1 protein-coding gene is annotated in these 13,776 nt (G+C 44.2%); it reads left to right on the top strand.

The features are described from left to right. Nucleotides 1-276 precede the first annotated feature (276 nt). A partial coding sequence (locus IY568_RS21360) for a DUF1566 domain-containing protein (RefSeq protein WP_194868607.1) occupies nucleotides 277-13,776 on the top strand: 13,500 nt, incomplete at its 3' end.

A 13,776-nucleotide genomic window follows, 5' to 3' on the forward strand; every position in this document is an offset into this window, starting at 1 on the left:
GATGGCACAGCCTTTAAGGGGGCTCAAAGCCGCAACACCATAAACGATGATTTCAGTACAAAGTTATCGACCGGAGGCACTGTTAATTTTTAACAAAGTTGTAAGACATCAAAGAGGAAACTAGCAAGATGAGTAGTATTTTTCTCGTTAAAGTATATTGATTCATGTTTTAATTCTATTGTCATTATTTGTTAAAAAATATCAGTTGAAAAGGTAAAATTTAATAATTAGAATCGCCAGCTTATTTTTGGGAAAATAATTTATTAAGGATCCCCGATGTCTGCTTGGCACGTCTTATCGTTTATTATGTTGCTTTCTAGTTCAGTGGTTTCGGCAAACTGTCAGGTCATTGAAGGGGTGAAAGGTGTCAATGTCAGAAGTGCCAGCAGTTCCGACAGTTCAAAAGTTGGCTACCTTAGCCCCGGAGAAAAATATCCCATAATAAAAAAAGATGGTAGTTGGGTTAACTTTTGGTTTGACGGAGCCGCAAGGTGGTCTTTCGCTCCCGGATATTTAAAGGAATCGTCAGGTACTTGCATTTCTCTGCAAGAGAGTACCCAAGTTGTTGAACAAAATTCGCCAGCAAACGTATTAGGGAATGCTCCTGCAGGTTCAATCTGGGTGGTGAATAATCACAATTCTGAGTGGTTGGATATCTGGTTTGGCGGAAAAAAAGGTTGGGTTGCAACAAGTGCATTGTCCCAGGGGACCAAGACGGAGATGCATATTCCCAGTCAACATGCGTTTGTTGGAACCACTTTCAACTATTATTTCCAGAAACCAGAATCAGCGATAGGCGTTACACTAAAAAGTGGGCCTGATGGAATGCGCTATGAGCAGGGTAAGCTTCAGTGGGTACCAGCAAGTGGGAATGTTGGAAACCACGAAATTGAACTGGCATTAGAGTTATTAACTGGCGCTGTTTCGGTTCAGAATATCAATTTAATTGTTCACGATTCACAAACCGCAAATTGTTCTATTGCCGAGAGTATAAAAGGGGTTAATGTTCGTAGCGGAAATAGTTCATCAGACGATAAAGTTAGTTATATAAATGTTGGTGAACAGTACCCTATAATTGGAAGCGAGGGAAATTGGCTCAATATCTGGCATGATGGGCAGCCGCGTTGGTCTTATAGTAAAGGGTATTTGAATACTTCTGATGGTCGTTGTTTAAATACCACTGATTTTAGTGCTGTTTATATGGCACCTGATTCAAACTCTTCACAGCTTGGAAGGGTTGAACCTAACTCGAAATGGGTTGTTACTCAGGAAACAAACGATTGGTACCAAGTATGGTATTTAGGGCAGTCCGGCTATATTGCGAAAGCAAAAGCTTCAGTCATTCCTCTGGAAGCAGATTGGTCATTCATTTCCACTCCGAACATACGTACAGCGCCTCAAACCACTTATTACTACGTACCCCAGCTCAAAGGTCATCATAAAGGTATACGGTTCAACCTCGATGAGGCTCCTGATGGCATGTCGCTGGAGGGTGGAGTGATCACATGGCTGCCATCTGAATCAGACTCTGGTGAGCACTTTGTGACTCTACGAGCGCTAGATTTAGTGGGAAGTGAATTAATTCAGTCATTCTCAATTGAAGTTTCTCAGCTATATGATGAAAAGCAATGTGAGATAGTTGAAGCCGTTAGAAATGTTAATGTGCGCACTGAAGCAAACGGATCCTCGCAAAAAGTAGGTTACATCACAGTAGGTGAACAATATACAGTTCTGTCTGAGCAGGGGAATTGGGTTAATATTTGGTATGATGGAGCCGCTCGTTGGGCATATGGAGCTGGCTATCTTAAGCGTAGTAATGCATATTGCATCACTGCTGAGCAATCAATGGAAGCTCAAACTCTTGCTGAGAACAATAATATTGGTGTTGCTCAAAAAGACTCCAAATGGGTTGTTTTACAAAAAGGTGTGAACACGGTTGTTACTTGGTTCGGAGGGGAATTAGTAAAGTTATTTGTTTCCGACGATACCGATACAACTAATGATAATCTAGCGTTTACCTCCGAACCTCCTTCAGCTGTAGGTGTCAGCCAAGAGTTTAACTATCAAATTTCCAGTAATTGGTCTTTGCCTGTCACGTATGAAATTCTTTCTGCGCCAGTTGGTATGTATATCAGCGAAAATAGGCTGATTTGGGAGCCTAGCTCTGCGCAAATAGGCCAGCATAATGTAGAAATCATGGCTGTTACTACTGGTAACTTAACGGCAATACAAAAGTTTTCTGTTGAGGTAGCTGGGTTATCAGGTGTGTCTTGCAAGCTAGTTGAAAGTATCAGAGGCGTCAATGTACGCGATTTGAATAGCACCAGTGGCAATAAAGTAGGGTACATACAAAGTGGTCAAAGATATGCGTATCTAGACCAAAAAGGTGCCTGGTATCAAATATGGTTTGATGGGGAAACTAAGTGGGCTTACGGACCGGGATATCTAGAGTTTGTAGATGGCGCGTGTTCACATGTTGACCAAAATTCAGGGAACATTGTTTACCAATTTGCCAGTGAAAAAGCACCACAATTGGGAGCGGTGCCTTATGGCTCTCAATGGAGCATATCGACAGAAAATTCAGGGTGGGTAAAAGTCTGGTATGCCGGTCAGGTCGGTTACATTAAAAAAGCCTCTAGAGATCCTCAGCATGATGTGCCAGTGATAACAAGTTTGCCCATTGAAACTGCTACTGCTAATCAAGTATATCGTTATCAAATTGAGTTAGCTTCTCTGGACTCCAGCATTACCTACATTCTGAAAGATTCACCAGCAGGGATGTCTATTTCCGCTGCGGGTCTAATTGAGTGGTATCCAGGTATCAATCAAATCGGCCAGCATTCAGTAACAGTGGTTGCAACCAGGAACGGAAAAGAGGCCCCTCAGGTATTTGCCATAGATGTTGCACCAGAGCCATTTATCACTCAATGTAGTGCTGTAACAGTGAAAAGCGATACCTACATAAAAGCCAATGCAGTTCAAGGTAGCCGTACAATTGGTATTGCTAAAGTAGGGCAGCGATTCCTGCTAGATGAGCAAGAAAATGGTTTCTCTAAAATTGTTATTGAAGATTTGGCAGGATGGGTTCCTCAAAGTAGTTTAGGGGAATCTTTTGGTACGGCTTGTTTGACCGTCATTAGCGAAGGTGGAAGTGGGTATGAAAATCCAGACCTTACCTCTTATCCATTTTTGAGCTCGCTCTATATTGGCTCCAAGTATTTCGTCGTTGACCATCAAGATGGCTGGTATAAGGTGGAGTATCACGACGCTTATGATCGTAAAAGTTATGCCTGGGTGCAGGCAAGCTTTGTCCAAGCGCTGGGGGTGAATAATGCCCCGAAGTTCGTCGACAAACATGTCGTATTGAAGGCCACAAGAGACCAGCTGTTTGTCTACACCCCAATTCTAACCAGGGTAAGCACTCAACAAAAATTCGCATTGCTAAGGTCTCCTGAAGGAATGCAGATCGATGAGGAGAGTGGCGCCATTAGTTGGCTGCCTGATGTTGCAAGTAAGTCCTTGGTTGAAGTTGAGATTAGGGTGTTGGATGGTATTCATTTTGATTTACAATCGATTGAACTCTCGTTAGAGGAGAAAGCTCAGCAATGTAGCATCATTGAAACGGTGGGGAGAACTGGTGTTTTTGATTCTGCAGCTAGTTCTTCAGTGAGGCAGTACATCTCTGCTGGTCAGCAATACGTAATAGTCAGCATGACACAAGAACGTGTCGAAATTCACTTTGACGATTCGACTAAGTGGGTTGAACTTGCCCAGGTACAGCGCATGGATTCTGATCACTGCACCTCTACAGGAGCGCGCAATGTCGAAGTTATACATAAAGAAAGTGAATTTAATGAGGTTCCGTTGGGCTATGCTTCACGAGGGTCTTCTTGGGTTGTAACTAAAGCTCTCGACTCTCAATTTGGTATTTGGTTTGATGGTAAGTTGGGTTGGCTGAATAGCAGAAACGTTACTTCAGTCTTCCCCAAAGCGGTATTAGGTAAGTTTGCAACAATCTTAGCTGGCCAAGCGTTTACTTTATATGGGTTGGATAGTTTCAGCTCAAATGGTCAGGAACTTAAAGAGTATCAATGGCGAATTAACGGGTTGCTTGTTTCAAAGCAGGCGGTCTACGAAGTCTCTGAGCTTCCCGCTGGGGAACATGTTATTACGCTTTCAGTGGTCGATAATAATGGACAAACTCATTCATCAAGTCGCCTAATAAAGGTGCTGCAGCCTGGGAGCCCAATACCAAAATTTACCAGCATCCCAAAAGTAACGGCGATAAGCGGAACGTTATACCACTATCAGCTGCAACACTCGCTCAATGACCACGTTAGTTACGAATTACTCAAAGGGCCTGAAGGGATGGTTGTCAGTCAATCTGGTTTAATAAGCTGGAATGTACCCGGTAATTGGGGAAGCCATCAGATTGAAGTTGCAGCTACTTCACAGGCAGGCACCACGTTAATACAGCGGTATCTGTTGGGTGTATCTGATGACAACAGACCTCCCTCCATTCATAGCAACCCGGCTTTGTCTGCGGTTGTTGGGTATGAATACCAGTATCAGGCAGTCGCTTCCGATACTGACGGTTATATGCAGCTATATCTGGCCTCAGCCCCTTCAGGTATGATACTTGACCGGTTCAATAAAATACGCTGGATACCGCGGGCTGAAGATATGGGGACGCAGTCTGTCGTGTTAGTTGCTTATGATGGTATTGAAACGGTACAACAAGCTTTCACTATTGAGGTTGAGAAGGGCAATGATCAGGATGAGGACGGCATACCTGATGTGGCTGATTTGTGCCTTGAAACGAATTCTGTCGAAGGGTTAGATAGATTTGGTTGCTCAATTGAAGATTTAAATAACAACAAGCTAACAAGCAAAAACAACATACCAAAAACTGGCCAAGCACAAAGTCTTGCGCCATTTGACGACGGGTTTTATCAACAAGGGCGCGAACGGTCTTACGTAGAGTTGCAGGACGGCCTCATCTCCGACCAAAATTCAATGCTGATTTGGGCTGACCTTGCTACTGAACATAGGGCTCAAGGACTGTCTTGGCACTCGGCGGTGAGTTATTGTGAAAACCTAAACCATGCAGGCATTGACTCTTGGCGCTTACCGTTGGAGGAAGAGTTGTTTTTCCTTCTTGATAGAAGTGATTTTAATAGCGGGCTGTTACCAGCAGAATTTAACTCCAGGGGGTCTTCAAAGTATTGGTCTGCCGAGCTGAATACCTTGCTTTTGGGTGATGACTCTACGATTCAATCTGCAACTCAAATCGATCTTAGTACAGGGCTTGCTTATTCACGCAACAATGTAAAGTATGCAAAAGGCAATGCACTATGTGTGACTGGTGAAGTAGCACATCAGCCAAGTTATAAGCAATATGAGTATGGCGTTTACGATCAGAGCAATCTGTTAGTTTGGCAGAAAAAAGCGAGAAGCTCTGACTCCGTTGTGTTGTCATCAGGATGGCATCAGGCTGTTCAATACTGTGAAAATTTGCAAGAGGCTGGTTTTGATGATTGGCGCCTTCCAAATATCAATGAACTATATAGTCTTGCACATGATCAAAGCATCTATGCAGTTCAATTTTCTGAATTGTTCAACAAATGGTCTGATTATTCATTCTGGAGCTCCACAAAAACAGATCACAATAACAATGCTTATCTCATAAAAAAAGATGGTCATAGCTTTATACATGTTACTTATTTGCCCGTTGGGTTAAGAAGCGCAGATATCCCGCAGCGTCAGGGGTTAGTGCGATGCGTCAGAGACTGGCAGAGGCCTAAACTTAAGGTAGATTACAACTCTGTGATCAGATTTGGTGAGCTGCTGCACATAGATGCGTCTGAAAGTGAAATTTATGGTTTTCAACCTGAGATAAGTTGGCGTCTGGCTTGCAAATCAGGGCACCTAGATTGCTCAACAAATATTAGCAGTGAGCATAACCTGATCCCAGATCTGGGTGAATGGTCGCTCCTTGTGACTCTGCGAAGGTTTGGGTTCAAGTACGATTTGCAACTACCTGTTACTGTCATTGCTGATCCCACAAATACCCCTCCGACTGTGGAGGATTTGCACATTATTAAAAGGATCAGCGCGCAAGATGTACTTGGTCACTCAATTGCATTAGATGTTGAAGATCCCGACTTGATATCTCCCACGTGCCCTGAGCCAACTGTTTATTGTCGAGCTCGCCAGAGGTTGCGAGTTGAGGTGGTTGAAATGCCTAAATTGGTTGAGCTGGGTAAGCAAAGTGCAACGGGGAATCAGTTTATACCTTTTGAGTCCGGTGACTGGCTACCTACGACATTTAAATACCGAGCATTAGACTTGGACCGAGATGTTGCTGATGAATTTAAAGTGCGTGTTTATGATGGGCAGAATTACTCTCGTATAGCCACCATAAAGCTGGAATTACGTCATCTTACATTAAATGAGCTAGCCAATTTGGGGCCCGACATTGGGTTGTTAAGCGGGTCAGACTATCTGTTGCAGCCTGTTTTACTGGCACAAGGCGCTGACTATGGAGATGATCTTAAATTCGAGTTTTCGAGTGTAACAACAGGAAAAGTATACGACACGCCAAGCCTGATGCTCACAGATGTTACCGCCGACGATACGTTTCAACTTAATATAACAGATCCACAGGGTAATTTGGCAACGAGCAGTATTCAGGTTGTTGTTGCTAGGCCTTTGCCCTCAAGCCTAAGCTTATTGCCAGGTGAACACTATCGATTCTTTGCTCATAAGTCGACGAACCAGTATGGCAAGCCCGTATTTGGGCAACTTGAGTGGTACATTAATGAGGAACCATGGAGAGGAGTTAATGCTTATTCGCCATTTATGAACTTCGCTAAGCCACCAGGTACCTACAAAGTAAAAATTGTACTGAAAGATTCTCTGGGGAATCCGGATGAATATGTCTCAACAGTAACAGTCACCGATTGGCCCACTGATATTGGGTTATCGAATCTGATATTTACTGAAGGAGAGGCAAACTTTCTTCCTAAGTTAGAGCTGTTTAAAAATTACAGGAATAACTGGGTTGTTGATGGCAAGCCAGTACCCCTTTATAACAGCAGATACAAGTTCGATTATCCTGCTGGACAATATGAAGGCCAGCTACACATTACGGGAGAACTGGGATATAGCAAGGTCTACCCGGTACAAATTACTGTGCAACCAAAAGATAATCCATTGCCGGAAAATCGAGTGGTAGCTGTTCATAAACATGACAGCTATACACTTTCGTTTTCTGATGAAGGAGTCGATCCAAAGTACCATAGGTGCGAAATCACTCGCTTAAGTGATGGGCGTATTTGGGCTGTTAATGAGCTACATATAAACAATATAGTTGAAAAAGAGACCTATCAGCTAAAAGCAACTCACTTCGATGGTATATCTGCTACCGGGCTGATCACTATCGTACCTGCAAGAGCATTTCCTGATGTTATAACTTTGAACCGTTTTGAGACGAAAAAGCTAACAGTGCATCCAGAATATGATGATGCAATTTTTGAACAATATCAATGGTTGTTAGATGGTATCGAGGTAGGAACTGAGCCCTCATTCCTGTTTTCAAAGGATTCCGGTGATTATTCCCTTGAACTGAAAATAGTTGATGCTAAGGGGCAGAGTAAAGTCTACCCGGTAAAAATTACTGTGCTACCAGAGAACATTCCATTGCCGGAAAATCGTGTTGTAGCTATTCATAAACATGATAATTATACACTTTCGTTTTCTGATCAAGGAATCGATCCAAAGTATCACAGGTTCGAAATCACTCGCTTAAGCGATGGACGTGTTTGGGCTGTTAACGAGCTACATCTGAATAAAATAGTTGAAAAAGAAACTTATCAACTAAAAGCAACTCGCTTTGATGGTAAATCAGCAACCGGGTTGATCACAATCATACTTGTAAAACCATTTCCGGATGTTATAACCGTGGATCGCTTTGAAAGTAAAAAGCTATCAGTTCATCCGGATCATGACGGTGCGATTTTCAAGCAGTATCAATGGCTGTTAGATGGTATCGAGGTTGGAACCGAGCACTCATTTTTGTTTTCAGAGGATTATGGCGATTATACCCTTGAGCTGAAAGTCGTTGACGAAAAAGAGCAAAGTTACACATATCGAACAACGCTAAGGGTAAGGGCAACAATTGAAAGCTGTAAACCTAACAGGCTACTTTCCGACGAAAAGCTTGAACAATCAGTGCCAGAGGAAAACATTGATTGGATCGGTGCGACTTATCATCGGGTTGAGGATATTGAGGTTAGTTTTAACAATGCACGACGGCAGGATAAAACAGTTGAAGCAGAACTACACATGCCAGCACAAAGCGTGTGGGATGCGTGGTCAGCTGCAGAAAAAGTACTTTACCTGATTAATGCTGAGCGGACTGCACGCGGTATTGAGGCTTTTTACGGTGTTACCGCAGAGTTTAGCGAAATAACGCAAAAGTTCGCACAGTATTCGCTAGAAAATGACTTGTTTAGTCACTACAGAACTTCAGATGGTGCTACTCCACATCAACGTGTTATTGAGCACTTTCCAGGTTGGGAAGAACACAGTAAGTACTGGGGAGTTAGGGAAGTTCTTGCTCTATCGTCAAAGCGCTTTTTCAGTACTGCAGATCTGTCTTTGGACGAGCAAATCTCAGCCGCAGCCATGCTGGCAGTGTACGATTTTATCTATGCCGACAAGTTTCCTTATACAGGAGAGGCATGGGGCCATCGAAATGCTGTGCTTGGAACTGTCGACTATCCGGCAGGGTCACTGCCACAAACGAGGGGATTGTTGGGCGTCGGCAGTATTGCAGGGCCATTCACCCCAAATGGAGATAAGCCACAGTCAGTGGAATCAATCTGGACTGGGGTTAACCTGGTTAATGTTTCAAAGGCGTGGCCGGAGTTAAGCATAACTCGTGTCGATCATAGTGCTGCTACTCGGTGTGACAAGCCCATTGTACCGCTGGAACCGGTTCCGCAACTGATCGCCCTTGAAGTAGCACCTCAGACTCTTCATCTGGTGCCAGGCATGTCCGAGAAGCTAACTATAACGGCAACTTATAGTAATGGACATTCTGAGCCAGTTAATCAAAGTGTCAGTATGGTTGAGCTGAACAGACGTGTATTTAGCTTTAAAAATGGTACTGTCACCGCGAAGAGCAATGGTATATCCAGCCTTACGGTTCTTGCGGGCGAGGTTGAGTCGAATACTATTCAGATAGTTGTATCTGAAAAGACACAAGATACCAAAGAATCCGAGGGGTTTGCAGGTGAACACCATGAGTTGATTGCTGATAATGCATCAGCAGAGCAATTCCCGGTCAACTTGTTTGCAGTATATACAGGAGAAGTTTTTGATACCAATGATCAACCTTTGGCCAATGCACAAGTCAGTTTTCTGGGTCAGGATGAGTTTGGTAGCGTCAAAACGGACGATAATGGGCGTTATAGCATCGCTGGTATGGCAGGTAAGTCGACATTAGATATCTCTTTGCCCGGCTATTTGAGGGTACAAAGGGAAATTATTGCGCTCAATAAAGAGTGGAATAGCGTTGACAGGGTCACCCTTCAGCCGCTGGATGCGCTAGTAACTTTAGTTGATTTAACTTCAGATGGCCCTAAAGTGCACAAATCTAACCCGGTCTCTGATGAATTCGGTGTACGATCTACATCACTTGTTTTCGAAGAGGTCAATCAAGCTAAGGTAGTAGCTCCTAACGGGCAAACACGAACATTGGATAAAATAGCGGTCCGTGCCACCGAGTATGAAACACCAGAAACCATGCCAGGTGCTTTGCCAGTGGAGTCCGCTTTCACTTATTGCGCTGAGTTGGACATCGCCGGGGTGGCTGATAATGAAAGTGTTCATTTCGATCAACCCGTGGTGATGTATGTAGACAACTTTCTGGATTTTCCTGTTGGTGAGTTAGTGCCTATTGGCTATTACGACCGACAAGAAGCAAAGTGGAAGGCTTCAGAGAATGGTGTTGTTGTCAGACTACTCGACACCAATGGGGATGGAGAAATTGATGGAGTTGACTACACCGGTGATGAGCAACCTGATGATATAGACGGTGATGGCTCTGTCGCAGATGAAAGCAAGGGCATTGAGAACTATGAGGCTGGCAAAACCTACTGGCGCGGTCGCATGTTCCATTTTACGCCATATGATTTCAACTGGTCAGCCCGCTCAGATGGTACTCCTCCGACAGAAGTAGAAGTCCTAACCGGAGACAGTTCTGTTGTAGAAGAGAACGATCAATGCGCAGCCGTTAGTTCTTATATAAAACCTAAAACGTTGGAGTTGCATGAAGATATCAGTATTCTGGGGACTGGTATTACACTCCACTATAATAGTGCCAGAACTTCTGACTTCCATCATATAATCAAATCAAATGTTAGCCGGTTGTCACTGCCGGATGGTGTAATACGCATGCATGCTGTGCTTGAAGTGGCAGGTAACAGGTTTGAGCAGTTGTTTGCCCCGAGTGTGATGCAAAATGTTGAATTTATCTGGGATGGCCGTGATGTTCGAGGGGTCGCTGTTAAAGGAGAAGTCAAGGCACGACTAAAAATTGGCTATGAGTACGCTTCCAACTATGCCAGTGCTGGAAACATAGCCGCTTCCGGCTTAAGGCCTGATCAGGTTCCACCAACCTGGGCACAGTTTGGGAATGAATCATTAGGTGTAACAGGCCGACAAAACATAATCAAATGGAGCGAGTCTGTGATTTCGCTATTTGGATCGCCAAAGAGTGAAATTGCCAATGGCTGGAGTATATCTAATCACCACTTGGTGGATAGTCATGGAAACATCTATCGTGGGGACGGTGAAATTGAAAAGGGTAGTCATGCCTCACCAACCGTCAGCTCCGGATTAAGTTTAAGCGCTGTCGACGGTGATGACGGCTACTATGGCGCACCCGGAAGAGACATTTCCTATGCCGTCACCAAGTATGGTTATTTATACGATATAAACACGCGCTTGAACTGGCAAATCAAAGCGACAGAGCAGACTTTTAGTAAAAGCGAAGCGATTGAATACTGTGAGAGCCTGGATTTTGGTGGACCCTGGGCGGGAAGATGGAGACTGCCCTCAGTCAAAGAGCTACTTTACACCCTAGATAAAAGTGGCCGGGAGCATGAAGCGGACGCCTATACGCTGAACAGCTACAACAATGTTTGGGGTGCAAATACCATTGATGAGGGCCAGAGAAAGCAAGCGCTTTGTGTGGCGGGGCGGGGACTTAATCACGACTCCTGGACAATTATCACTGATGATATGACGCCGTATAACTATGCAATGTTATCAGACTCCTTAAGACTAATAGGCTATAACGATTATTTTCAGCTGTATTGGCAGGACACGCCGGACAACATTTCTCTAAAAATGACATGGCGTGAAGCAATTAATTATTGTGAGACGCTCGAACATGCGGGCATGACCAACTGGCGTTTGCCGACTGCGAATGAGTTACTGATGCAAGGGGGAACAAAAAACTTTTTGTTCAAGTCTCCGGTTGGACATAATGGTGATCCCGATGCGATATGGCGCCCCTATGTGGAGTGGCGAAAGCCCTATTGGAGTTCCACCCCAAATGTCGGAGCGCCGGAATTAGAAGCTTGGGCGATTGAAGTTACAATGGGAACTGGCTATCACGCCTACGGCCAAGAGGAAGAACAGTACCACGTCAGGTGCGTTAGTCCATACCAAAACAGTGTTGTAAGCCCTTACATTATAGAGAATGGTAAACATGTTAAAACCACGGACAAGCTAACTGGCACGTTACTTTCTGCGTTTAGCTACTCAGAAACCACCGGGGAGCTGACGAGTATTCGTGATCGTTTTGGTAATCAGGTTCGCTTGATCCGTGATGAACAAGGAAAAGTGTCTCAGATAGTTTCGCCATCAGGGATGACAACGTCTCTGGATATTGATGAACACAGCAATCTGAGGTCTGTTACCTATCCGGATGGAACAGGCTACCAACTCGACTATCAGGGGGAGTTGCTGAACCATCAGATAGACCCAAATGGTAATGTATTTGAGCGCTTTTTTGACGCACATGGGCGGATCACACGAAGCCTTGATCCTGAAGACGGAGAGTGGCGCTTTTATAGCCGCCTGGATGAAGCGACTCAAGCCAAAATTTATGGATATACAACGGCGGAAAATAATCGATTTGAAGTAAAAGAATCTGCAAATGGGGGAACAGAGACATACTATCCGGACGGCTCTGTAGAGTCGAGCATGCGCTCTTTTAAATTCTATAACAACCGGTTGGTACCAACGTCTCATCAGAAAGTTGGAGGAATGGAGTATCTGGTCCATAGTAAATACGACCCCATTCAAAAAAGAAATGTCCCAAGATCACTAGTAGTGAGATCACCCGGCGGGGTGGAATCCAAAACCGACATCACCAGAAATGGCGATGGTCACGTCGTTTACTTTAATGTGGAGCACAATGATACTCAGAAAGTAACAATGAGGTATCACGTTAATTCTGGTAAATCAACAACAACAACCAGGTTAGGTAGAGAAACGGTTTTAAAACTGGATACTGCAAGGCAAATCCCTGACTATACCGAAGTAGTTGGCTTTGCACCAATCCACTATAGCTATGATGGCTTTGGGCGCTTGATGAAAATATCTCAGGGTGACAGGAGCACCCAGTATTTTTACAGTGGTGGCTACGGACTTCGATCAGGGCTATTAGAAAAAATTGTCGGTAGTAATCTACCGCAAGTAACTCTGACAAGAGACAATGTTGGGCAAGTGATCCGAGCCGTATTGTCGTCCAGCGAACAACAGCAGCAGGCAACAGAGTTTGGCTATGACAACAATGGAAACTTGATTTCAATAACGCCTGATGGGCAGCCAGAACACCAGTTTGCTTATAACAGTATTAATAACGTAACGAGTTATACTGCACCGGTAGCAGCAGATGCCGAGCAAACTGTCTCCAGCTATGTCTATGACAGAGACCGGCGAATTAGTGAGATTACCTTACCCTCGGGAGAAAATATCTCTTATGTCTATGTCAAGGGAATTGACCGTTTAGAGTCCATTAGTACCCCTTATGGTCGATACCAACTGAGTTACAACGAAGTAGGTGATGTAATTCGAGTCAATGCACCTGATGGCAATACGCTCAATTATCATTACGATGGCTTACTCTACACTGGTACGAATTGGTCTGGTGATGTAACTGGCTCATTTAGTGTCAATTATAGCCCGGGTGGCGATGTTGGCAGTGTGTGTGTGAACGACGCCAGCTGTATCGCCTATGGCTACGATCTGGATGGTATGCTCACATCGGCTGGTAATCTGACTTTAAACAGGGCGCTAGATAAAGGCGGTGTTATTACCGGGACTGAGCACTTTGATATTCAACACCACATATCGCACAACCAATATGGTGAAATCGAAGAAGAGCACTATACCTTTGGCGCACAAAACTTGTATCAAGCCACTTATCAATTTGATGATGCGGGTCGCATAACAAGAAAACAACAGTTTTTAGCCGGTGAAAGCCAGGTAGAAACCTATTTGTACGATGGGTTAGGTCGCCTGAGTACTGCTACAAAAGGAGAAACAACACAGGTATACCGCTATGGTGCAAATGGTAACCGGATTGGCATTGATTTCACACAAGGTGACCAAACCACCACTAAGAGCGCAACATTTGACGAACAGGACAGGCTAACCAGTTTTGCTCAGTGCCGGTATCAGTATGATGTTAACGGT

The organism is Pseudoalteromonas sp. PPB1 (genome assembly GCF_015356275.1).
Classification (GTDB): Bacteria; Pseudomonadota; Gammaproteobacteria; order Enterobacterales; family Alteromonadaceae; genus Pseudoalteromonas; species Pseudoalteromonas rubra_D.